Source organism: Methylobacterium sp. E-046, from assembly GCF_022829625.1.
In the GTDB taxonomy this organism is placed as follows: domain Bacteria; phylum Pseudomonadota; class Alphaproteobacteria; order Rhizobiales; family Beijerinckiaceae; genus Methylobacterium; species Methylobacterium longum.
In genome coordinates, this window is sequence record NZ_JAKSYP010000136.1 from 25,119 (window position 1) to 48,304 (window position 23,186).

Annotated in this window: 22 protein-coding genes; 11 read left to right on the forward strand and 11 right to left on the reverse strand. The window is 72.0% G+C overall.

The genetic code is table 11. The features are described from left to right. Positions 1–302: 302 nt before the first annotated feature. The 5 genes from MKK82_RS12430 to MKK82_RS12450 form a co-directional block, all read right to left on the reverse strand. Positions 303–1,016: a hypothetical protein gene (locus MKK82_RS12430; protein ID WP_243985873.1), complete on the reverse strand. Its 714-nt coding sequence runs from the start codon at positions 1,014–1,016 to the stop codon at positions 303–305. A 115-nt stretch (positions 1,017–1,131) separates the two neighbouring features. Beyond that, positions 1,132–1,563 carry a hypothetical protein gene (locus MKK82_RS12435; RefSeq protein ID WP_238291279.1) on the reverse strand — a complete coding sequence of 144 codons (432 nt, stop codon included), beginning with the start codon at positions 1,561–1,563 and terminating at the stop codon, positions 1,132–1,134. 7 nt (positions 1,564–1,570) lie between these two features. Further along, positions 1,571–1,948, reverse strand: coding sequence for a glycosyl hydrolase (locus tag MKK82_RS12440; protein WP_243985875.1), 378 nt, complete (start codon positions 1,946–1,948; stop codon positions 1,571–1,573). 73 nt (positions 1,949–2,021) lie between these two features. After that, a complete protein-coding gene (locus MKK82_RS12445) occupies positions 2,022–2,429 on the reverse strand; it encodes a hypothetical protein (RefSeq protein ID WP_238291281.1) in 408 nt (135 codons plus the stop codon). A gap of 595 nt (positions 2,430–3,024) precedes the next feature. Continuing rightward, positions 3,025–3,279, reverse strand: a complete 255-nt coding sequence (locus MKK82_RS12450) for a hypothetical protein (protein ID WP_238291282.1) — start codon at positions 3,277–3,279, stop codon at positions 3,025–3,027. 611 nt (positions 3,280–3,890) lie between these two features. Between MKK82_RS12450 and MKK82_RS12455 the strand changes: the two genes are divergently transcribed. The 3 genes from MKK82_RS12455 (at position 3,891) to MKK82_RS12465 (ending at position 8,313) form a co-directional block, all read left to right on the forward strand. After that, positions 3,891–4,640, forward strand: coding sequence for a hypothetical protein (locus MKK82_RS12455; protein WP_409566796.1), 750 nt, complete (start codon positions 3,891–3,893; stop codon positions 4,638–4,640). Positions 4,641–4,888: 248 nt separating this feature from the next. Further along, positions 4,889–6,967: an aconitate hydratase gene (locus MKK82_RS12460; protein WP_243985876.1), complete on the forward strand. Its 2,079-nt coding sequence runs from the start codon at positions 4,889–4,891 to the stop codon at positions 6,965–6,967. Then, complete coding sequence (locus MKK82_RS12465; RefSeq protein ID WP_238291284.1) at positions 6,964–8,313, forward strand: MFS transporter; 1,350 nt, start codon at positions 6,964–6,966, stop codon at positions 8,311–8,313. Before MKK82_RS12460 ends, MKK82_RS12465 begins: the two co-directional genes overlap by 4 nt. Positions 8,314–8,631: 318 nt before the next feature. Here MKK82_RS12465 and MKK82_RS12470 read toward each other — a convergent pair whose 3' ends face one another. Together MKK82_RS12470 and MKK82_RS12475 are read right to left on the reverse strand one after the other, a co-directional pair. Further along, the gene (locus MKK82_RS12470) at positions 8,632–9,342 is read right to left on the reverse strand and encodes a DUF1013 domain-containing protein (RefSeq protein WP_238291285.1); all 711 of its coding nucleotides are present in this window, start codon (positions 9,340–9,342) and stop codon (positions 8,632–8,634) included. A 286-nt stretch (positions 9,343–9,628) separates the two neighbouring features. Beyond that, entirely contained in the window at positions 9,629–10,315 is a 687-nt protein-coding gene (locus MKK82_RS12475; protein WP_243985877.1) for a TetR/AcrR family transcriptional regulator, read from the reverse strand. Between the two features lie 77 nt (positions 10,316–10,392). Here MKK82_RS12475 and MKK82_RS12480 point away from each other — a divergent pair, with 77 nt between their 5' ends. Further along, the gene (locus tag MKK82_RS12480) at positions 10,393–11,601 is read left to right on the forward strand and encodes an HlyD family secretion protein (RefSeq protein ID WP_243985878.1); all 1,209 of its coding nucleotides are present in this window, start codon (positions 10,393–10,395) and stop codon (positions 11,599–11,601) included. A gap of 68 nt (positions 11,602–11,669) precedes the next feature. Next, a complete protein-coding gene (locus MKK82_RS12485; RefSeq protein ID WP_313902094.1) occupies positions 11,670–13,229 on the forward strand; it encodes a DHA2 family efflux MFS transporter permease subunit in 1,560 nt (519 codons plus the stop codon). A 24-nt stretch (positions 13,230–13,253) separates the two neighbouring features. Here MKK82_RS12485 and MKK82_RS12490 read toward each other — a convergent pair whose 3' ends face one another. The 3 genes from MKK82_RS12490 to MKK82_RS12500 all read right to left on the reverse strand — a co-directional run bounded on the left by MKK82_RS12490 (position 13,254) and on the right by MKK82_RS12500 (position 16,265). Beyond that, positions 13,254–14,294: an ABC transporter substrate-binding protein gene (locus MKK82_RS12490; RefSeq protein WP_243985883.1), complete on the reverse strand. Its 1,041-nt coding sequence runs from the start codon at positions 14,292–14,294 to the stop codon at positions 13,254–13,256. A 637-nt stretch (positions 14,295–14,931) separates the two neighbouring features. Next, entirely contained in the window at positions 14,932–15,396 is a 465-nt protein-coding gene (locus tag MKK82_RS12495; protein WP_238291289.1) for a GFA family protein, read from the reverse strand. Positions 15,397–15,608: 212 nt separating this feature from the next. Then, the gene (locus MKK82_RS12500) at positions 15,609–16,265 is read right to left on the reverse strand and encodes a TetR/AcrR family transcriptional regulator (protein WP_243985884.1); all 657 of its coding nucleotides are present in this window, start codon (positions 16,263–16,265) and stop codon (positions 15,609–15,611) included. Positions 16,266–16,369: 104 nt separating this feature from the next. On the opposite strand from MKK82_RS12500, the gene MKK82_RS12505 reads away from it, so the two are divergent. The 6 genes from MKK82_RS12505 (at position 16,370) to MKK82_RS12530 (ending at position 21,981) form a co-directional block, all read left to right on the forward strand. Next, on the forward strand, positions 16,370–17,044 hold the full coding sequence (locus MKK82_RS12505; protein WP_238291291.1) for a PspA/IM30 family protein: 675 nt from the start codon (positions 16,370–16,372) through the stop codon (positions 17,042–17,044). Positions 17,045–17,110: 66 nt separating this feature from the next. Then, positions 17,111–17,386 carry a YiaA/YiaB family inner membrane protein gene (locus MKK82_RS12510; protein ID WP_238291292.1) on the forward strand — a complete coding sequence of 92 codons (276 nt, stop codon included), beginning with the start codon at positions 17,111–17,113 and terminating at the stop codon, positions 17,384–17,386. Between the two features lie 187 nt (positions 17,387–17,573). Then, on the forward strand, positions 17,574–18,521 hold the full coding sequence (locus MKK82_RS12515) for an exopolyphosphatase (RefSeq protein WP_238291293.1): 948 nt from the start codon (positions 17,574–17,576) through the stop codon (positions 18,519–18,521). A 252-nt stretch (positions 18,522–18,773) separates the two neighbouring features. After that, positions 18,774–19,808: a TRAP transporter substrate-binding protein gene (locus MKK82_RS12520; RefSeq protein WP_238291295.1), complete on the forward strand. Its 1,035-nt coding sequence runs from the start codon at positions 18,774–18,776 to the stop codon at positions 19,806–19,808. Next, positions 19,808–21,445 carry an acyl-CoA synthetase gene (locus tag MKK82_RS12525; protein WP_243985885.1) on the forward strand — a complete coding sequence of 546 codons (1,638 nt, stop codon included), beginning with the start codon at positions 19,808–19,810 and terminating at the stop codon, positions 21,443–21,445. The genes MKK82_RS12520 and MKK82_RS12525 overlap by 1 nt, the downstream gene beginning before the upstream one ends. A 371-nt stretch (positions 21,446–21,816) precedes the next feature. Then, positions 21,817–21,981: a hypothetical protein gene (locus MKK82_RS12530; RefSeq protein ID WP_238291297.1), complete on the forward strand. Its 165-nt coding sequence runs from the start codon at positions 21,817–21,819 to the stop codon at positions 21,979–21,981. A 34-nt stretch (positions 21,982–22,015) separates the two neighbouring features. Here the strand turns inward: MKK82_RS12530 and MKK82_RS12535 are convergent. Next, positions 22,016–23,186: TRAP transporter large permease (locus MKK82_RS12535; protein WP_243985887.1), on the reverse strand; the 1,171-nt coding region annotated here is incomplete at its 5' end.

A 23,186-nucleotide genomic window follows, 5' to 3' on the forward strand; every position in this document is an offset into this window, starting at 1 on the left:
CTATATATCGATCATATTCACCCGATATGCGTGCGAAATGAGTGTTTCGACCATGTCTTGAATGACGATCATTGCACGGATTCAACAATACATTCAAGATAGAAACATCATCGCGTCTTGCGCGCGTTCGGCTGGCGACCGAATGCTCAAGACCGGGCCTGGCCAGGCTCGTCGGAACCGTGGCCTCACGGCGCGCCTCGTCCCTGTTCGCCACGCCGGCGTTCTTCATGTCGTCGGGTCGCAAACCTTCGCCGCCTAGCTCGGCCCGTCCCGCCACCCGCGCGACGTCTCGGACCGCCTGATCAAGCGAGGATGTTGACGGCGCGCGCGGCGACCAGCGCCACAGTGAGCAGGGAGATCAGCGCCTCGGACATCATCAGCAGTTTCGCGCGCGGCGTCAGCGGCAGCGTGTCGGTGGGCGAGAAGGCGGTGGCGTTGGTGAAGGCCAGAAATAGGTAATCCACGAAACCCGGCACGAACGGGTCCGCCGCATCCTGCTGCGGCAGTGTCATTTGTGGGAACAGAAAATCGGGATCCCGCGCACGCGGATGGCCGCGCAGGGCCGCGCCCCCGCGATCTGTCGTCCAGAACCACAGGGCGAAGATCACGACGTTGGTGCCCCAGATGTTGAGGGCATCCACGAGCAAGGTTGAGCCGCCGGCGGCCTTGCCGTTCAGGAGGGCGTGGACCAGGGCTGCGAGGGCCGCGGTGTTCGCCGCGGTGACGAGCGCCGTCATGAACAGGGCCATTCCGCGGATCAGGCGGTGATGGCGGTGGACCTCGGTCCAGTGCGAATCTGTCGTGGCGCGCCGTGCCCGACCCTGGTTCCAGGCCGTGGCGGCCGAGAGCGGTACCAGCAGGGTGAGTTCGAGCGTTGGGGCGAGCCAGCGCGGTCCGAGGGAGAAGTCGTTCACGATCAGCAGCTGGAGGCCGGCCACGCAGGCGATTGCGCCCCGGGCCAACCAGAAGTCCAGGGCGCTGGTTCGAACCCGATCCGGGTGCGGCGGCCTCACCATCGACGACGTTCCCGACAAGCCACCTGAGCGGGGCGAGCGCACCCATAACGCTTCTTGCCCCATTCGGCGGCGATGTCCTCGGTCATGCGGCCGACCTTCGGCCGGCGGCCCTCGGTCACCGACCGGTCGTCGAGCCCGTCGTGGTCGTCGACTTCACCGGCTTGGAGCCGGGCTCGTGCGCCATGGTCTTCGTGCGGGACTCGACCTCGCCGTCGCGCACCTTCGTCTGCGTGTGCGACTTCGAGAAGGTCCCGCCGTCGTGGGCCATCGCCTTCGACTGTCCGTTCAGCCCGCCGTTGCCGGTCTCGTTGACGTGCGAGCGGTCCATGGTCTTGCCGCCCGCCGCGCTGCCGCCGGTGGCCAGGGACGAGCCGGTCGCTCCGTTCGCGCCGGTCGAGGTGCCGCCGGTCCCGACCGTGGAGGCGGACGTGCCCCCGGCCGCGGCCGATCCGGCGGTGCCGCCTGTGGCGCTGCCCTGTGCCTGCGCCAGCGCCGGGAGGACGATAAGCCCGAGGGCGGCGAGGGGAACGATGAATCTTGTCGTCATGTCGGCCTCACTTCCTGTCCTTGGGAACGGTGACGACGCAGTCGCCGTCGCCGGTGGTCGTCATGGTGCTGCCGCCGGGATTCGAACTCGATGCCGAACTGCTGGTCGAGCCGGCGCCGGACCTCGTGGTCACCGACGGGCCGCCCGTGGTCGAGCTCGTCACGCCGTCCGGCCCGGCCGTGACCGAACTCGAAAGGGGCCCGGTGTTCCGCGCGGCGTCGGAATGCACGACCGTGCAGCGCTTGCCGTTCGGGCCGGTCGTCAGGGTCGTGCTCCCCGAGACGCCGTTCGGGCCCGTCGTGACGGTGCTGGTCTGGGCATCGCTCGCGGCGACGCCGGCCAGGAGGAGGGCGCCGCCGAGAAGCGGCATGATCAGGCGAGGCATGGTCCGGTCTCCTCAAAGACAAGGCGGGCGCGGCCCCGACGGACCGCGCCCGATGCATTCACCCGCTCCGGGCTCAGCGCTTGGTGTGGCCCGGGGCGTTCTCGGAGTTGCCGGGGCCGCTCCGGTCATGGCCGGGGGCGCTGCCCGACTTGCCCGCGCTGTCGGACATCCCGGACGACGAGCCGCCGGCGCCCATCGACGAGCCGCTGGTGCCCTTGCCGGCCGACGAGCCGCCGGTGCCCACGGTCGACGAGCTGGTGCCGCCGCCGGCCGACGAGCCGCCGGTGCCCACGGTCGACGAGCCCGAACCGCTGCCCGAGCCGGCCGCGGATCCGCCGGTGCCGACCGTGGACGAACTCGTGCCGCCGCCGGCCGAGGAGCCGCCGGTGCCGACCGTGGAGGACGACTGCGCGAGCGCCATGGCCGCACCGCCGATGACGAAGGTGGTCGCGAGAGCGGCGACGCGAACGTGCTTCAGCATGAAAAGACTCCGGTTGTTCCTGTCGTACGGGTTTAAAAACGGGCAGTGAAAGAAAACCGTTCCACAGTTATGCTGCAAAAATGCGCAATCTGCTTATATTAACGACGGGTGAATGCCAAAAATACCTTTCCTTCACTGTCCGCCGCCACCTCGAAGGGCGCCGGCGCCTGGCGCCGTCATGACCCGACGGGTTGAATGCGACGGCGTCCCTCTGCCGGCCCGTGACCGGATTCGGATGTGCGCCGTAAGCCCGAAGCGAGGAGGCTCGGGGAGGATGCTCGGGGAGGATGCTCGGGAATGCATCGCGTCTCCGGTGGCTGCACGACGGAGGGGTCGAGCCGGGCCGCCGGCTCGTCGGCCAGGGCCGGCGATCCGACGGTGCCGAGGTCGCCGGGGTCAAGGGCGTGCCGGTCTGGAACGGACGGCGCCTGCCCGGAGGCCTCACCGGAGGCGGTGCGCCCGGCGCCGACCCGGTCGGGTATTCGACGGACAGCCCGACCGCAGGGCACGGGGGGGCCGGCTTGCCCGGGACGCGGGATCACAGGACGGCCCCGCGAAGACCGGGTCAGCGCCGCAGCCGCTCGACGACCGAGGTTCAGTAGCGACCGTAGCCGCCGTACCCGCCGTAGCGGCGCCCCTCGTAGATGCGCACGTCCCGGCGCCCGTAACCGCCGAACTCGCGGTGGCGGCGATAGCCGTGCGCCGGAGCCCAGGGTGGGGGGCCGCCGTGACGGAAGCCGCGTTCACCCCTGGCCCAAGGCGGGTCGGCCATGGCCGCCGTGGACGTCCCGAGGACGCCGCCCGCCAGTGTCAGCGCACCGATCACGGCGAGCATGGGCTTGCGAAACATCGAGTGCCTCCTTCGTGCCGGAATACCCCCGACCACGGTCCAGAGACGGCTTGCCGGGTCGAACCGTTCCATCGAAACCCGCGGGGTGGCCGCCAGCCTTTTCACTCGGCTCACCGGCACGGCTTTCACCTTGCCGCCTCACCGCCCCGGTCTGCTCGACGGGGCGCCGTCGCCGCCCCGTCGTCCGCCGGGAGCCGAAGCGCGGCGGAGGCCCCGGAGGCGGACGGTCGGGGATCGCGGGGCCTTGCCGAGGACTTCTCCGAGGCCCGCCGCAGGGGGCTCGGGCGCGGGCGGGCTTCGGGATCCGGGGATGCGCTCGAGGTTCCGGGTGGATCCCGCGCCCGGATCCCGCACCCGGATCGCGTACTCGGGGGCCTCCGAGCGTCGCCCGCACACGATCATGATCCGGCCGGAGACTTGGCCGCAGTACCACCCGGGCCGGACGGCCCTATCTGGCTCAGCCGGCCAACACATCGATCGGGGAGCGGACACTGGGGCGGACGCGCATCATCGGCATCCACGGGCTCGCCAACAAGCCGCCGCGCGACGAGAAGGCCGGCTGGTGGCGCACCGCGATCCGCGAGGGGCTGGATCGCAACCGCGGGTTACAGGTGGCGGAGGCGGACCTCGCCTTCACGTTCGTCTATTGGGCGGACCTCCGCTACCCGCAACCGCTCTCCGGCGACCGCAACCGCGAGCCGTATCGGCCCGATTACGGCCTCGGCCCGTTCCCCTCCCCGGCGGGGGACCCCGGCCAAGCCGAGCCGACGCTCACCGACCGGATCTACCGCGGCGTCTCGTACCTGGAGGAGGCCGCCGGGCTGACCCCGGTGGACGACCTGATCCTGGAATACCGCCTCGATGATCTCTGGGGCTACTACGAGGACGCGGCGTTCCGGGCCTCCGCCCAGGAGCGCCTGCGCGTCGCCCTGGCCGAGGCCGCCGAGGACGACGTGCTCATCGCGGCGCACTCGATGGGCGGCCTCATCGCGTACGACGTGCTGCGCGCCGCCGAGGCGGACCGGACGCCCCTGCCCCGCTGCGCCCTGGTCACCCTCGGCTCGCCGCTGGGGCTCGCCGAGTTGAAGCTGAAGCTCGCCGACGAGCATGGCGGCCTCCGGGTGCCGGCCGCGCTGACCGCATGGACCAACCTGATGGACCGCCAGGACATCGCCACGGTGGGCGACGACCTCGCGGTGCATTTCGCGCCGAACGCCGCCGGTCTGCGGGTGCGGGACGTGCCGGTGATCAACGCCTACCGGCGCCCGGACGGCACGGAGAACCGGCATAAGTCGTACGGCTACCTGCGGACCCCGGAATTCTCGAAGGCGGTGGCCGACTTTCTGGGCCTCGAGTCCTGAGAAGCCCAGGAACGGGTGTCTCCGCGAGCGGAGCCATGCGTCGGGCCGCGCCCGCGGAGGCCGCGCCGGCCTGGGGGCGCCGCCGCGCCCGCGATGATGCGCGAGGCCGGCAGGTCTCTCCGAGGGCTGACACCCTTCAGCTGGGCCCGACACAGTTCAGGGCCTGTAACCGAGCCGGCTTCCTCGCCCCGTCACCGACACTAGTCTGAAGCCAGCAGGACCGCGCCGCGCAACCACGGGGACGCAACATGGTGGCGTTGAACCTGACGCAGAAGCTCGTCCAGGCGCGCCTCGCCGCGGGCGACCTCACCCCCGGCGGCGAGATCGCCCTCACGATCGACCAGACGCTCCTGCAGGACGTGCTCGGCGGCCCCGTCATGCTGAACCTGGAGGCGATGGGCGTCGAGCGCGTGAAGGTCGCGCTCGCGGCGCAGTACATCGACCACAACCTCGTGCAGAACGACCGGCTCAACGCCGACGAGCACAGGGTCCTGCGCTCGGCCTGCCGCCGCTTCGGCGTCTGGTACTCGCGGCCCGGCAACGGCATCAGCCACCCCGTCCACATGCAGAGCTTCGGCAAGCCCGGCCAGACGCTGGTCGGCTCCGACAGCCATACCCCCGCCGCCGGCTCGCTCGGCATGCTGGCCCTCGGGGCCGGCGGCGTCGAGGTGGCGCTCGCCATGGCGGGCGAGCCCCTGCCGCTGCGCATGCCCCGGGTCTGGGGGGTGAAGCTCACCGGGACCCTGCCCGACTGGGTGAGCGCCAAGGACGTGATCCTGACGCTGCTGGGCCGCCACGGGGTCAAGGGCGGGGTCGGCCGGATCATCGGGTATTACGGCTCGGGCTTGGCGGGCCTGACCGCGATGGACCGGCGCGTCATCGCCAACATGGGCACCGAGATGGGCGCCACGACCAGCGTGTTCCCCTCCGACGCCGCCACCAAGGCGTTCCTGGAGGGGGTGGGACGCGGCGGCGACTGGACGTCCCTCGCGGCGGATGAGGGCTGCGCCGACGACGGCCACGCGGCGATCGACCGGTCCGTCCTCGTGCCGATGATCGCCAAGCCGTCGAGCCCCGGCCACGTCGTGCCGGTCTCGGAGGTCGCCGGCGCGGAGATCCACCAGGCCTATATCGGCTCCTCGGCCAAGCCGGGCTTTCGCGATTTCGCGGTTGCGGCGGCGATCGTGAAGGGTGGCACCGCCCACGACCGGGTGTCCTTCGACATCAATCCCTCGACCCGCGTCGTGCTGGAGACCCTGATCCGGGACGGCCAGCTCTCCGACTTGATCCACGCCGGCGCCCGGGTCCACCAGGCCGGATGCAACGGCTGCATCGGCATGGGCCAAGCCCCCGCCTCGGGCCGGAACTCCCCGCGGACGGTGCCGCGCAACTTTCCCGGCCGCTCCGGCATCCGCGCGGACAGCGTGTTCCTGTGCCGCCCGGAGACGGCGGCGGCCTCGGCGCTCTCCGGAACCATCACCGACCCCCGCACCCTCGACATGCCCGACCCGCGGATCGCGCCGCCCGCGATGGTGCCGGGCAACACCACGATGCTGGTGGCGCCCCTGCCGGAGGCGGAGGCCCGCGCGGTCCGGCTGGAGAAGTCGGAGAACATCACCACCCTGCCCGACCTCGGCAAGCTCGGGCCCGGCATCCGCGTGCCGGTCCTGCTCAGGACCGGCGACGACATCTCCACCGACGACATCATGCCGGCGGGCGCCCGGGTGATGCGCTACCGGCCGAACATCCCGAAGACGAGCGAATTCACCGTCGAGCCGATCGACGACACCGACCCGAAGCGGGCGAGGCAGGGCGGCACGGAGCGTGCCGGCCACGCCATCGTCGGCGGCCTGAACTACGGCCAGGGATCGAGCCGCGAGAACGCCGCGCTCGCCCCGCGCTACCTCGGCCTGGAGACGGTGCTGGCCAAGAGCTTCGCCCGGCTCCACGGGCAGAACCTCGTGAATTTCGGCGTCCTGCCGCTGACCTTCCAGGATCCGTCGGACTACGGCCGGCTGGAGATGGGCGCCACGGTGGAGATCGCTCGCGTCGCCGACGCGCTGGCGGCGGGCCGGGAGATCACCGCGACGGTCCCGCGCCGGCAAGGCGACGATCCGTCTGCGGCACGACCTGTCGCCGCGCCAGATCGGGATCCTGCTCGCCGGCGGGGTCATCAACGGGCTGCGGGGGCGCATCCAGGCCGAGCCGGCCCGCGCCGTCGCCTGATGGCCGAGGGACCGGTCGGACGGGCGGACAGGGGGAGCGGCCGGCCGCAGGGACAACCGCGGAGGCCGCCGGCCGGCCCCGCCGCTGGGAGGATGGCATGAGTTCGGGCGAGGCGGTGCTGCACGAGGACGCGTCCGCGCCGTGGTACGCGGGCCTCACCCCGCGGCACTGGCGGATCCTCTGGGGCAGCTATCTCGGCTGGATCTTCGACGGCTACGAGGCGGTGGCCCTCGTCTACGCTCTGCGTCCGGCGCTCAACACCCTCCTCACCCCCGAGCAGGCCCAGGCGCCCGCCTTCTACGTCGGCGCGGCCATCGGCATCACGCTGCTCGGCTGGGGGCTCGGCGGGCTGCTGGGCGGGATCGCGGCCGACTACATCGGCCGCAAGCGCATGATGATGCTCTCGATCCTGGGCTACGCGGTCTTCACGGGACTGACCGCCTTCGCGGGGAGCTTCACGCAGCTCGCGGTCCTGCGGTTCATCACCGGCCTCGCCATCGGCTCGGAATGGTCCACCGGCATCGCGCTGGTGGCCGAGACCTGGCCGAACCGGGCGCGGCCGAAGGGCTGCGGCTTCCTGCAATCGGGCTTCGGCGGCGGCGCGGTGCTCGCCGCCATCGTCTGGGCGGTGCTGGCGGCCACGAACCCGATGGGCGACCAGTCCTGGCGGATCATGTTCGCGCTGGGCGCCCTGCCGGCCTTCGTCTGCCTCTACCTGCGGCGGGCGCTGGAGGAATCCGAGCAGTGGATGCAGGCGCTGAAGGAACAGCGCTGGGCCGCCACCACGGAGGATGCGGGCCACGCCCCGCGGGCCGCGCAGCGCCCCTTCACCCTGGCGGAGATCTTCCGCGAGCCGGAGAGCCGGCGGCGGGTGCTGCTCGCCACCGCGATGTCCTTCGCCACCACGGTGGGCTGGTGGGCGGTCTCGTCGTGGCTGCCGGCCTACACGGAGGGGCTGGCCAGGGCCGCGGGCGAGCCGGCCGATGTCTGGGGCCCGCGCATGGGCATCATCTACAACCTCGGCGCGATCACCGCCTACGTGGTCTCGGGCTTCGTGGCGGACGCGATCGGCCGCCGCGCCTTCCTGCTCGTGACCTATGTCGGTTGCATCGCCACGTCGCTCGCTTGCTACCTCTGGACCGGCGGGCTGGTGCCGTTCATGGGGCTCGCCTTCCTGAACGGGTTCTTCACCTTGGGCTTCGCCTTCTCGTGGATGGCGATCTACCTCGTGGAGCTGTTCACCCCGGCGGTCCGGGCGACCGCGGCGAGCACCGTGTTCAACGGCGCGCGGCTGATCGCCTGGATCTTCCCGATCATCGCCGGGCAGATCGTCACCTCCTTCGGGGGCGTGGCCGCGGCGGCGCTGACGATGTCGAGCGTCTACGGGATCGGTCTCGTGGTGCCGTGGTTCATGCCGGAGACCGCGGGCAGGCCGCTGCCGGAGTGAGCCGCCAGGACGCGGGACGCCGCGGGCAATCCGGTGCGCTGCCGGGCGCCGCTCGGGCGGCCACCTCTGCGCCCCGCCGTTCCGGGGCACCCCGGGCGGGCCCGGACGGCAGAGCCGCGGAGGCTGCGGGGCCGGCCCGGGCGGTGGCCCTGGATCCCGGGCGCCGCGGCCCCGGAACGACGGCGGGATGACGGAGGCCGGAGAACCCATCACGACCGTGACCGGATCTTCGGGGGGCAGGGATGGGGCAGGGATGGGGCATCGAGACGTGACGTCTCCGCCACCCGGCCCCGCCCTCGGAGAGAAGGCGGGGTCGCCTTACTCCTCGTCGTCCTCGTCCTGATGCCGGCCCTTGAGCTTGGCGAAGACCGAATCGGCGTCGATCCGCTCCTCGCGGCCGCCATGGGCGTCCTCGTGCGCGTGATCCGGCTCGTCGCGGGCCGTGGAGACCTCGGCCGGCAGCAGCGAGGCGCCGGACTCGGCCGCCACCGCGGCCGGGCGGTCGGCCGCCGCGCGCTGGACCTCGAAGTCGAGGTTGATCTGGGTGGTGAGCCCCAGCGTCACCGGGTCCATCGGCTGCAGCGAGCCCGAGTTCCAGTGGGTGCGCTCGCGGATCTGCTGGATCGTCGACTTGGTGGTGCCCACGAGCCGGATGATCTGCGAATCCTTCAGTTCGGGGTGATTGCGCAGCAGCCACAGGATGGCGTTCGGCCGGTCCTGCCGGCGGGACAGCGGCGTGTAGCGCGGCCCCTTGGTGGTGCGCTTCACCTCGGGCAGCTTCACCTTCGAGACCGCGGGCTTCAGCTTGTAGTGCGGCGCCTTCTGGGCCTTCTCGATCTCGTCGCGGGTGAGCTGGCCGGTGGAGACCGGGTCGAGCCCCTTGATGCCGGCCGCGACCTCGCCGTCGGCGATGCCCTTCACCTCCAGCGGGTGCAGCTTGCAGAAATCGGCGATCTGCTCGAAGGCCAGCGAGGTGTTCTCGACCAGCCAGACGGCGGTCGCCTTGGGCATCAGCGGACCCTGGGACATGCTTCTCGTGCTCCGGCCTGGCGGGACGGGGGCCGGGCATCGGGCCGCGGGCTCCGGATGACCGATCCGGATGTCCCGTCTCACGCTGTTGAATGGGGATGCCGCACTATAGGCCGGGGCCGGAGGGGGCGCAATCGCGGCTTCGGGGCGTCGACGCGGATTCTCCAGGTCCTGAAGATTCGGCGCCCCAAGGATACGGCGCAGCTTCGCGCCGTGCGCCCGGCCGACGCGCTCCCACGCCCGAACCGGACGCGGCCCGGGCCCCCGGCGACGGTCCGGTCGCCTGTCAGCGCGGCCGCACCCCGTCGAGGAACAGCCGCACCGCCGCCGCCCGCCGCCGCTCCTGCGTCTCCGGGTCCGTGGCGATGCCGTAGAGGATCGCCTGGGAGGACCGGCCGAGGACGAGGCTGAGGAACAGGTCGGCCGCGATCTCGGGATCGGCCGCCGCGATCCGCCCGCGCCGGGCGAAGGCCTCGATGAGCTGCGCCACGGCGCGCACGCCCCGCAGCCAGCCCTCCTCGTGGGCGAGGCGGGCGAGCTCCGGGAACTGCAGCGCCTGGGCGACGAGGTTGCGCTTGAGCATCGCGGCCCCCGGCGACTGCCCGTGGGCCAGCAGGGTGCGGCTCAGGTCGTGCAGGGCCGCCTCGACGTCGTCGGTCCCGACATCGGCCCCGGCGCGGGCCGCCTGCGCCTCCGCGGCGGCGGCGAGGGGCGCCAGCCACGCGGCGATCCGCTCGCGCAGGACCGCCTCGAACAGGGCCCGCTTGTCGCGGTAGCGGGCGTAGACCGTCGGCTTGCTCATGCCGGCGGCCTCGGCCACCGCGTCGATGGAGGTGGCGTCGAAACCGCGCTCCATGAACAGGGCCGTCGCCACGGCGATCAGGTGCACCTCGCGCCGGGTCGCCTCCGCGCGCGTGGGCCGCCCGCCCCGCCGCGGCCCGACCTCCGCCCCCTCGATCTCGGTCGCCGTCACCCGCGATCCTCCTTGCCCGCCTTCGCCGTTCGCATTATTAAAACGATACCGTACCGTTTTAATATTGGCCAGACCCGATGGACGCACGTCGCAGCGACCGCTTCAAGAGCGCCGAGCCGATCGCGGGCGGCGCAGCGCCATCCGGCGCACCGGCCGGTCCCGCGGCGAAGCCGCGTCGCGGCCGGGCGCGGATCGTCCTGCCCCTCGTCGGGCTCCTCGCGCTGGGGGGCGCCGGGAGCTACGGCTGGCACTGGTGGACGACCGGGCGCTTCCTCGAGACCACCGACGACGCCTACCTTCAGTCCGACAAGGTCACGGTGGCGCCGCGCATCGCCGGCATCGTCGCGGAGGTGCGGGTCGGCGACAACCAGCCCGTCAAGGCCGGCGACGTGATCGCCCGCCTCGACGACCGCTCCTACCGGGTCCAGCTCAAGCAGGCCGAGGCCGAGGTCGACAAGGACAGGGCGCACGTGCTGGGCGTCGCCGCGGCGATCATCCAGCAGCAGGCGCAGGTCGCGTCGTCGAAGGCCGACCTCGCCAATGCCGAGGCCGCGCTGACCTTCTCGCAGCAGGAATACACCCGCTACCAGAACCTGCTGCAGACCGGCTCGGGCACGGTGCAGCGCCAGCAGCAGGCGGATGCCGACCTGCGCCAGCGCCACGCCGCCCGCGACAAGGCCGCCGCGTCGCTCGACGCCGCGCAGAAGCAGATCGACAGCCTGAAGGCGCTGGAGGCCAGCACCCGGGCGAGCCTCGCGGGGGCTTTGGCCAAGGTCGAGGGCGTGAGGCTCGACCTCAGCTACACCACCATCGTGGCGCCGATCGACGGGGTCGCCGGCGACCGGGCGCTCCGGATCGGGCAGGTCGTCTCCCCCGGCACCGGGCTCCTGACCCTGGTGCCCATGGGCCGCGACATCTACCTCGTGGCGAACTTCAAGGAGACCCAGACCGGGCACATGGTCGAGGGCGCGCGCGTCACCTTCACGGTGGACGCGCTCAGCGACCATGACTTCGAGGGCCGGATCGAGAGCTTCTCCCCGGGCACGGGGTCGCAATTCGCCCTGCTGCCGCCCGAGAACGCCACCGGCAACTTCACCAAGGTGGTGCAGCGCGTGCCCGTGCGCGTCGCCCTCGACCCGTCGGATCCGCTCGTCGCCCGCCTGCGCCCCGGCCTGTCCGCGGAGGCGACGGTCCACACCCGGGATCCGGTGGAGCCGGTCGATCCGGCCCGGCGCGGACCCAAGCCCGCCCCGGTGGCCCTCGTCAGCGAGGCCCTGCCCCGGTGAGCGCCGCGATGAACGCCCCGGTGGACGCCCCGCTGAACGCCGCCACGGGCCCCGTTCCGGCCGTGGCCATGCCCATTCCCGACGCGAAGGCGAGCGCCCGGGACTGGCTCGCCGTGTTCGGCGCGATCCTCGGCGCCTTCACGGCCATCCTCGACATCCAGATCACCAACGCGTCGCTCGCCGATATCCAGGGAGCGCTCGGCGCCTCCACCGAGGAGGGGAGCTGGATCTCCACCGCCTACCTGATGGCCGAGATCATCGTGATCCCGCTCACCGGCTGGCTGTCCTCGGTGATCGGCCTGCGCCGCTACCTCGCGGTGAACACGATCCTGTTCACCGCCTTCTCGCTCGCCTGCGCGCTGTCGACCACGCTCGCCCAGATGATCCTGTTCCGGGCCGGCCAGGGCTTCACCGGCGGCGTGCTGATCCCCACCGCCATCGTCATCGTGCGCACGCGGCTGCCGAAGAGCCAGCAGGCGATCGGCATCGCCATGTTCGGCCTCACCGCCACCTTCGCGCCCGCCATCGGCCCGACGGTCGGCGGCTGGCTCACCGACAACCTGTCCTGGCACTACATCTTCTACCTGAACCTGATCTTCGGTCCGATCGCGGCCGCGATCCAGCTCGGCGCCTTCGAGACGGTGCCCGCGCGCTGGGGCGAGCTGCTCAAGGGCGACTGGATCGGCATCGGCCTGATGGCGACCGGGCTGCCGGCCCTGACCTACGTGCTGGAGGAAGGCCAGCGCAAGGACTGGTTCGGCTCCCCCATCATCGTCCAGGCCAGCCTCCTGGCCGCGGCCGGCATCACGGGCTTCATCGTCCGCGAGTTGATGGCCGAGCGGCCGTTCATCAACCTGCGGGTGCTGGCCAACCGCTCGGTCGGCGGCGCCTGCGTGCTGATGACCGTGCTGGGCGCGGTCTCGTACGGGTCGATCTACATCATCCCGGTCTACTGCGCGCAGATCCAGGGCTACAACGCCCAGCAGATCGGCTACGTGGTGATGTGGTCGGGCCTGCCGCAGCTGCTGCTGTTCCCGATGATGCCGCTGATCATGCGCGCCGTGGACGCGCGGCTCCTCGTCGTCACCGGCACGCTGTTCTTCATCGCGAGCTGCTGGATCAATGTCGGCCTGACCCACGATGTCGGGGCCGACCAGCTGATCCTGCCGCAGATCCTGCGGGCCATCGGCCAGCCGCTGTTCACGATCCCGCTCTCGCAGCTCTCCACCGTGGGCCTCGGCCCGCGCGACACCGCCGACGCCTCGGCGTTGTCCAACATGATGCGCAACCTCGGCGGCTCGATCGGCATCGCGCTCCTGTCGACCATGATCGACCGGCGGGAGCACTTCCACTTCTCGATGCTGGCCGAGGCGATCACCGTCAACGCGACCCGGACCCAGGACCGGCTCGCCACCATGGCCGCCGGGATGCATGCCCGCATCGCCGACCCGCTGGCCGCCAAGGGCGTCGCACTGGGCCAGCTCGCCGCCCAGGTCCGCCGCGAGGCCTACGTCATGGCCTACGCGGACGGATTCTGGCTGGTTGGCGTGAGCCTCGTGGCGAGCCTCGCCGTGGTGGCGATCCTCAGGAAGCCCCCGCGCGCCACCGGGTCCGTGGAGGCGCACTGAGCGGCAAGCCGACCGCCAGGGGGCCTACTTTCCCGGCAGGTTGTGGACGATCGGGAAGAACGTGTCCTTCCAGTCCTTGGGCTCGGCCTTGATGGTCTTCATCGCGTAGAAGTGCCGGGCCTGGAGCATGATGCCGTAGGGGGTGGTGGAGAAGTTGGTCCCCGGCTCCTTCATGATCTCGACCAGGGTCTCGGGCGGGGTCTTCTCGTTGGTGGCCGCCACGTAGTCCTTGGCGGCCTTGAGCGGATCCCGGGCAATCTCGGCGTTGGCCTCGTCGATGGCGGCCACGATGGCGGCGGCGAGCTTGGGGTTGCGGTTGTACCAGCCGGTCCGGGCGTAGAAGATCGCGTTGCTCACCGGCTCGCCCACCATCTCGTAGGAGTTGAGGACCTTGTGGATCGCCGGGTCCTGCAGCTCGCGCTGCTGGAACGGCGGCAGCGAGAAGTGGCTGTTGACCTCGTTGTGCGGACTCGCGAGCGCCGCCACGGCGTCGGGATGGCCGAGCTGGACGGTCAGCGGGTCGAGCTTGGTCGCGCCCTCGGGCCCGAAGGCCTTCTTGGCGGCGATCTGGAGCAGCACCGCCTGCGAGGAGACCTTCACGGAGGGCAGCGCGATCTTGTCCTTGCCGGAGAAGTCGCTGAGCGTCTTCACGTCCGGGTTGCGGGTCAGCAGCAGCATCGGCGTCGAGCCGACGCCGCAGAGCCCCTTCACGTCGCCCCGCGTCCGGTCGTTCATCAGCAGCATGTTGGTGGAGCCGCTGTCGACGATGTCGATGTTGCCCGAGAGCAGCGCGTCGTTGCCGGCCGCGCCGCTCGTCAGGTTCAGCCACTCCACCGTGACGTCCCCGAGGCCCGCCGCCTTGGCGTGCTTCTCGATCAGCTTGTGCTGCTCGGCCAGCACCGCCGGGAGGTAGACGAAGCCCGGCTGCCGGCTGATCCGGACCTTGGCATCGTCGGCCCGGACGGGGGCGGCGAAGGCCAGCCCGGCGAGCAGGAGGGCCGGCCCGGCCCGGAGGAGCCGAAGGCCGCCCCTCCGCAACGAACCCGTCCGCGACGTACGCACCATGAGGCTTCTCCCTGTGGCCCGGCGGTCTCCCTGGCGGGGCCGGGCTTTCGTCGGACCGGAAGTGGACAGGCTTGGGCCGGCGCGCGCAAGGCCTGCCGCCACGCCCCGCTAACGCAGAACCTGCCTTGTCCCGCGCCGTGCATCCCCGAGTGCCGGGCGCGGGTGAGGACCGGCATCGGGGCGAAGCGCCACGCCGTCACGGCCGCCGCGCTGGTCGGCATCGTCGCGGTCTCGGGATCGGGCTCGTCAGGCTGAAATTCCAGGTCGAGCAGGGTCGCGTGGCCGAGACCCGCGGCCTGACGGACGGGGCCTGCGGGGTCGCGGCCTGTTTCCCGAGCGAGGAGCGGGCCGGACGCCTGTCCCGGCCGAGGCCAGGCCGCCGCGATCCGGGCCCCGGACGACCCTGCGCTCCGACAGCCGGGAATGGTTCAGATTAGACGACAGGCAGCCCCGCGTGGCGGCGCGGAGAGGCGCGGCCTCGCGGTCGGGGTCGCGGCCGTCCCGGAGGAGCAGAACGCGGCGATCCCCGAGATCGTGCGCGGGGCGCCGGCGCGGCCTCGGACCGGGTGCTGACGGCCGCGCGGCCTCGCGCACGGCTCGGAGGCGCTCGATCCGGCGGTCAAGACGGTCAAGACGGTCAAGGCGGTCCTGGCGGCCGTGAAGGCGGCCGGAGCGGGTCCTGTCCCGCGCGGATGAAGCGGAGCGTGCCGGCGCGCCGGGCCGGCCGGCCGGTGTCGCTCGTGTGGTTGACCCCGTCCACGACCGGCACCTCGGGGAAGTCGAAGGGGCTTACCCCGTCGAGGCACGCCACGTTGACGGCGTACAGGTTCCGGTCCGAGCGGCGCTGATGATGCGTGTAGATCCCGCAGCGGGCGCAGAAGAAGTGCTCCGCCGACCGGGTGTGGAAGCGGTAGCGCGTCAGCGTCTCCGCGCCCTGCAGGATCGTGATCCCGCCCATCTCGGCCATGCCGACGACGGCGCCACGCATCCGGCAGAAGGAGCAGGTGCAGCGGCGGATCGAGTCGAAGCCGTCGCTGAGCGTGACCGCGAAGCGCACGGCGCCGCAATGGCACTGGCCGGTCCGGATGATCGCGTCGCCCACGCCGTACCCCGCGCATACCTTCCGCAGCCGGCCGACCCTAGTCCCGGGGTTCGAGCCGGACAATTCCCGATGTCTCACGCGTCGTGTCAGGAAATCTCACGCGGCGGCGCGCCGGGCGCGCCCCGCGCCCCGGGCCGACATCGCGCGCTCGGGGCCTGCTCGGGGAACGCCCCGCGCTCCCCGCTCCGGACGGGACGTGTGGACCGCCGGCCTCACCGACCCCCTTGATGCGCCCCCGGCCCCTCCCCGCCCGGGAAGCCTCGCACCGCGGCGCGCACCAGGGCGTCGATCATCGGGCGCACGTCGTCCACGCCGAGGGGCCCGAGGCTGCCGAGATCGGCCAGATAGGCCATGCCGTGGACGCTGGACCACAGCGCCCGGGCCATGACGGGGATCTCCGCCTCGGCGAGCCGGCCGCCGTCGCGCAGCACGTCCTCCAGGATCCCGAACAGGACCGCGATGTCCGCCTGCACCGCGTCGGGCGCCGCCACCGTGCGCCGCTCGAAGATCGCCGCCCAGGCCGGGTGGTTCGCGGCCGCGAAGGCGAGATACGCGTCGGCCAGGCACAGGAGCCGGTCCGCCGTCCCGACCGCCGGGCAGGCGGCCAGCGCCGCCGCCAGGGCATCCCGCAGGCGGTGCATGGTGACCGCGCTGGCCTCCAGCCGCAGCAGCTCCAGGCTGTCGAACTGCGTGTAGACCGAGCCGACCGCGGTGCCCGCCCGCTCCGCGACGGCGCGGGCCGTCAGCGCCCCCGCGCCGCCCGCGTTCAGGATCGCCACCGCCGCGTCGATCAGAGCCCGCCGATCCGCGGCGCGGTCGGTCTGCCCCTTGCGCGGCCGGCCGCGCAATTTTTTCTGAACGGCGTTCATTTTAAGCCTTGCGGATGGGACCGGCCCATGATTAATTGTTTCATGAACGGCGTTCAACAAAATCCGGAGCGGGTCCGGAGCGCCCTTCCGCGAGGTGAGCCGTGATGCGAACCCTCTCCATCCTGATGCGGGGCGCGATCGCCGACAACGCCCAGGCGATCCACGACGCGAACGCCGTGACGATCCTGCGCCAGCAGATCCGCGACGCCGCGGGGGCGCTCGCCACCGCGCGCCGGGAACTCGCCGTGGCGCTCGCCTACCATGCCGCGGAGGCCCGGGCGCTCGACGCGATCACCGCCCGCGTCGACACCCTGTCGGACGGGGCCCGACGGGCCCTCAGGGACGGGCGCGACGATCTCGGGACCGAGGCGGCGAGCCTGATCGCGGCCCTGGAGGACGAGCGGGCCGACCGGCGGGAGGCCGCGGGCCGCTTCGCCGCCGAGACCGAGCGGCTCAAGCGCCTCGTGGCGCAGGGCACCGAGCGGCTGCGGGACCTCGACCGCGGCCTCCAGACCGCCCGCACCACCGAGGCGCTGCGGCGGGCCGGGCTGGAGGGCCGCCGGGTCACGACCCTGTCGGCCGGAGCATTCGCGGAGGCCGAACGCACGCTGGCGCGCCTGCGCGAGCGCCAGGCCGCGGAGGCGGACGTCGCCGACGCCCTGGCGGAGCTGGAGGCCGCCGCGGCCGCCGGGGTCGAGGCCGACCTCGACGCGGCCGGCTACGGCCGCCGCCGCACGGACCCCCGGGCGGTCCTCGACCGCCTCAGGGCGCAGGCCTGACCGCCCCGCCCTCACCCGCCCTCATCGCCCGCCTTCACACCCGCCTGCACGCGAGGAGCCCACGAGATGGTACCGCAGATGCCCCATACCGCCGCCTGGAAGACCTTCACGCTGGTCAGCTTCGCCGCCGCCGCCGCCATGCTGGCGATGGGAATCTTCTTCCTGCCCGCCGACATCTGGATCAAGGGCTACCTCGCCATGGCGGCGATCTTCCTGACCGGCACGACCTTCACGCTGGCCAAGACCCTGCGCGACGAGCACGAGGCGAGCCGGCTGATCAACAAGATCGAGGACGCCGCCGCCGAGCGGGTCCTGCGCGAGGCGGTGCCCGGACGGCTCTGAGGCCGGACCGCGGCTGGCGCGGAGAGGCTGTCGCCGCGCGGGGAGGACGACGGATCCTCCCCGCGCGGTCCGATCCGGCCGGCCGCGACATCGACTGTAAACCACGCCCGCGACGGATCGGGCGGCCGTAACCGGACCTTCAGCCTGCGCTGGGACAGTCCCGCATCCGTTTGAGCAGGGACCCGTGATGCCGAAGCAGAAATTCCGTCTGGTGACACGCAGCGACTTCGACGGTCTCGTCTGCGGCATGCTGCTGCGCGAACTCGACCTGATCGACGACATCAAGTTCGTCCATCCCAAGGACATGCAGGACGGCCTCGTGCCCGTCACGGACCGCGACATCATCACCAACCTGCCCTACGTGGCGGGCTGCCACCTCGCCTTCGACCACCATTCGAGCGAGACGACGCGCAATGCCGGGCGGGACCTGCCGAACCACATCATCGACCCGACGGCGCCCTCGGCGGCCCGGGTCGTCTATCGGCATTTCGGCGCCGCCTCCTTCCCGCGGGTCAGCGACGAACTCATGGCGGCGGTCGACAAGGCCGACGCCGCGCAGTTCACCCGCGCGGAGATCCTCGACCCGCAGGGATGGGTGCTGCTGAACTTCCTCATGGATTCGCGCACGGGGCTCGGCCGGTTCCGCGACTTCCGGATCTCGAACTACGAGCTGATGATGCAGCTCATCGAGCAGTGCCGCGACCACGGCATCGCGGAGGTCCTGGCCCTTCCGGACGTCCGGGAGCGCGTCGAGCTCTACGAGGCCCACCGGGAGCCCTTCGCGGCGCAGCTCCGCCGCTGCACGTCGGTGCACGGCAAGCTGGCCCTGATCGACCTGCGCGACGAGGCGGTCATCTACGCCGGAAACCGCTTCGCGGTTTACGCCCTGTTTCCCGACTGCGACGTCTCGGCCCACGTCATGTGGGGCCTGAAGCAGCAGAACACCGTCTTCGCCATCGGCAAGTCGATCCTGGATCGCGGCTCGCAGGTCGATGTCGGCGCCCTCTGCCTCGGCTACGGCGGCGGCGGTCACCGGGCGGCCGGGACCTGCCAGATTCCCAATGCCCGGGCCGAGGCCGTCAAGGCCGAGCTGATCGACGCCCTCTCGGGGGCGCCCCGGAAGGCCGCCGCCTGACCGGGCCGGGCGGGGAGGACGGCCCGGCGCCTCCGGGCGCCGGACCCTCCCGGCCGGTCGCGGGGGCGCGGCCGGGGCTTGGGCGCGGCACCCGTTACGAAAGTCCCCCGATCCGATAGGGCCGCCCCCGGCGCCCCGTTGACTGCGCGTGGCCAGCGGCTAGAGGCCGTACCCTGCAGATCGAGTCCGCGCACGAACGACGCGGACCGGAGGAAACGTCGGGCCTGTCGTGCCCGCTCAGGAAAGGCCGCCATGCTTCTGTCCCGCTATGCCCTGTCCCGCCGGCGATTCCTGGCGACCGGCTCGACGGCGCTCCTCGCCGGCACCGTGGCGGCGCCGCACGTGGCCCGGGCGCAACGGGCGGACTTCACCTACAAGTACGCCAACAACCTGCCCGACACGCACCCGATGAACATCCGCGCCCGCGAGATGGCCGAGGCCCTGCGCACGGAGAGCGGCGGCCGGTTCGACCTCAAGATCTTCCCGACGAGCCAGCTCGGCTCCGACACCGACACGTTGAGCCAGCTCCGCTCGGGCAGCGTCGAGTTCTTCACGATGTCGCCGCTGATCCTCTCGACGCTGGTGCCGAACGCGTCGATCAACGGCATCGGCTACGCCTTCCCGAACTACGAGGCCGTCTGGCCGGCCATGGACGGCGAGCTCGGCGCCTGGGTCCGGCAGCAGATCGCCAAGGCCGGCCTCGTCGCCATGGAGAAGATCTGGGACAACGGCTACCGCCAGACCACCTCGTCGACCCGGCCGATCGCTACGCCCGACGACTTCAAGGGCTTCCGGATCCGCGTCCCGGTCTCGCCGCTCTGGACCTCGATGTTCAAGGCGTTCGACGCCGCCCCCGCCTCGATCAACCTGAACGAGACCTACTCGGCCCTGCAGACCAAGATCGTCGAGGGCCAGGAGAACCCGCTGGCGGTGATCTCCACGACCAAGTTCTACGAGGTGCAGAAATACTGCTCGCTCACCAACCACATGTGGGACGGCTACTGGTTCCTGGCGAACCGGCGCGCCTGGGAGCGCCTTCCGCCGGACCTGCGCACGATGGTGGCCCGCCACATCGACGCCGCCGGGCTGAAGGAGCGCGCGGACGTCGCCCAGCTCAACGCCAACCTGCAGGCGGACCTCTCGAAGAACGGCATGGTCTTCAACAAGCCCGACCCCGAACCCTTCCGCGAGAAGCTGCGCAAGGCCGGCTTCTACGCCGAGTGGAAGGGCCGGTACGGCGACGAGGGCTGGTCGCTGCTGGAGAAGGCCTGCGGGAAGCTCACCTGATGGGGACCGCGACGCCGCCGCGCGGCGGCGTCGCGCCGTGCTCCCGGCGGGTCATGAACCTCGCCCACTTCCTGCGCCGGTCCGCGCGCCGCTTCCCGGACGCGGTGGGCCTCGCCTGGGGGGCGCGGTCCTGGACCTGGGCGGAACTCGACGCCCGGGTCGACGCCGCGGCGGCGGCGCTCGCCGCCCGCGGCATCGCCAAGGGCGACCGCGTGCTGGTCCAGGCGCGCAACGGCAACCCGCTGTTCGAGTCGATGTTCGCCTGCTTCCGGATCGGCGCCGTCTGGGTGCCGACGAACTTCCGGCAGACGCCCGCGGAAGTGTCCTACCTCGCGCGCGCCAGCGGCGCCTCCGCGCTGATCTGCGACGCCGGCTTTCCGGACCACGCCGCCGCCGTGCGGGCGTCCTGCCCGGACCTCGGCCTCGTCGTCGAGATCGGCGGCCGGGCCTTCGGGACGGATTACGACGGCCTCGTCGCGGAGCACCTGGGCGAGGCCGCGCCCACCGCCGACGTGGAGCACGACGATCCGTGCTGGTTCTTCTTCACCTCGGGCACGACCGGGCGCCCGAAGGCGGCGGTCCTCACCCACGGCCAGATGGCCTTCGTGGTCACCAACCACCTCTGCGACCTGATGCCGGGCACCACCGAGGCCGACGCGTCCCTCGTCGTCGCGCCGCTCTCGCACGGCGCCGGCATCCACCAGTTGGCCCAGGTCGCGGCCGGCACGAAGACGGTGCTGACCGGCGGCGCCCGCCTGGACCCCGAGGAGGTCTGGGCGCTCGTGGAGCGCTGGCGCATCACCAACCTGTTCACCGTGCCCACCATCGTGAAGCTGCTGACCGAGCATCCGGCGGTCGCGGCCCACGACCATTCCAGCCTGCGGCACGTGATCTACGCGGGCGCCCCGATGTACCGGGCGGATCAGCAGCACGCGCTGCGGGTCCTGGGCCCGGTGCTGGTGCAGTATTTCGGGCTCGGCGAGGTGACCGGCAACATCACCGTGCTGCCGCCCCGCCTGCACGCGGCCGAGGACGGGCCCGACGTCAAGGTCGGCACCTGCGGGATCGAGCGCACCGGCATGCAGGTCCAGATCCAGGACGCGGCGGGGCGTGCGCTCCCGCCGGGCGAGACCGGCGAGATCTGCGTCTGCGGCCCGGCGGTGTTCGCCGGCTACTACGACAACCCGGAGGCCAACGCGGCGGCGTTCCGCGACGGCTGGTTCCGGACCGGCGACCTCGGCCATTGCGACGCGGAAGGCTTCCTGTTCATCACCGGCCGCGCCTCCGACATGTACATCTCCGGCGGCTCGAACGTGTACCCGCGCGAGATCGAGGAGAAGCTCCTGACGCATCCGGCGATCTCGGAGGCCGCGATCCTCGGCGTGCCGGACCCGGCCTGGGGCGAGGTCGGTGTGGCGGTCTGCGTCGCGCGGCCCGGGGCGCCGGTGGCGGAGGGCGAGCTGATCGCGTGGCTGTCGGCCGCGATCGCCCGCTACAAGCTGCCCCGGCGGGTGTTCTTCTGGGAGGCCCTGCCGAAATCCGGCTACGGCAAGGTGACGAAGCGCGCGATCCGCGAGGGCCTCGAGGCGCGGGGCGACCTACCCCTCGAGAACCCGGCCTCGACGCCGCGCGGCTAAGGCTTCGGCCCGACGCCATCCCGTCGTCGCGAGCGCGGTGACCGGGGCGCGCCGGCACGGCGTGGGGCGCCGGCCGGATCGCGTCGCGGTGCCCGCCCGGAGGCCGCCGCCGGCCCGCTGCCCGGAAACCGGGTGGCCGCTCGGGCGCATCGCACCCGCCGCACCGCACGCACCGCGTTTGCTGCGCCGCACCCGCGGCGACAGCCCCAATCCCGGCGTGGGGCACAAACCGGTTGCGGTACCCGACCCGCCTCATGACGTCGCTGCATGACAGCCCACGCGCGAAACCCCTCACGCGTCGGGGCCGGCAGGATCATATTGCGCTGCAGCAAGCCGGGCGATGCGCCTGGGCATGACCGGGATCGGGCTCCATGACCACCCTCGCGAACCTCGTCGGCTTCCGCTCCGACAGCGCCGCGCCGCTCCTCGCGCAGATCGCCGGCCGCCTCGGCGTCGCCGTGCGCCGCGCCGCCGCCGGGCGCTACGCCGAGCAGCGCGACCGGATCGTCCGCACCGGCGGCGCCGGCATGATCTGACCGCGCCCGGCACGCCCGTCCCGATCGATCGGCCTCAGAGGAAGCCGATCGAGAACCAGGGGACGAGGATGATGACGAGGAGCCCGACCAGCAGGGCCACGATGTAGCCGACGATCGGGCGCATCCCGGCATCGGGGTGGATCCGGCTGATGGCGCAGGCCGCGTAGTAGCCGACGCCGAAGGGCGGGGCGAACAGGCCGATGCCCATCGCGAGGATCACCACCATGGCGTAGTGGACCTCGTGCACCCCGACCGCCCGGGCGATCGGGAACAGCAGCGGGCCGAACAGCACGATCGCCGGGATGCCCTCCAGCACCGAGCCCAGGACGATGAAGGCGAGGGCCGAGACGAACAGGAAGCCGAGCGCGCCGCCCGGCAGGCTCTTCATCACCTCGGCCAGCGTCTGCGAGAAGCCCGACTGTGTCAGCGCCCAGGCCATTCCGGTGGCCGCGCCGATGATCAGCAGGATCGCCCCCGACAGCGTGGCGGTGGTCACCAGCATCGGGTAGAGCCGCCGCCAGTCGAACTGCCGGTAGATCAGCAGCCCCGCCAGCGCCGCGTAGACGATGCCGATGGTGGACACCTCGGTGGCGGTGGCGATGCCCTCGACCACGGCGAAGCGGATCACGAACGGCAGGGCCAGCGCCGGGATCGCCACCAGGAAGGCGCGGCCGATGATGCGTCCGGACGGCCGGGCGACGTGGCTGAGGTCCTCGCCGCGGTAGCGCCACCAGACCAGCGCGCAGAGGGTCGCGGCGAGCACGAGGCCGGGCAGCAGGCCGCCGGTGAACAGGGCCGTGATCGACACGCCGGTGACCGAGCCGATGGTGATCAGCACGATGGAGGGCGGGATCGTCTCGGTCTGCGCGCCGGTGGTGGCGAGCAGCGCCACGAGGTCGCCTTCCCTGGCGCCCCGGGCCTTCATCTCGGGGAACAGCACGGGGGCGACGGCGGCCATGTCGGCGGCCTTCGACCCGGAGATGCCCGACACGAGGTACATCGCGCCGACCAGCACGTAGTGCAGGCCGCCACGGACATGGCCGAGCAGGCTCGCCAGGAACCCGACCATGGCGCGGGCCATGCCGGTCATCTCGATGAGCAGGCCGAGGAACACGAACAGCGGCACGGCGAGCAGGATCAGGTGGCTCATGCCCTCGTCCATGCGCCCGACCACCACCATCGCGGGGGCGTGGGTGGTCAGCGTG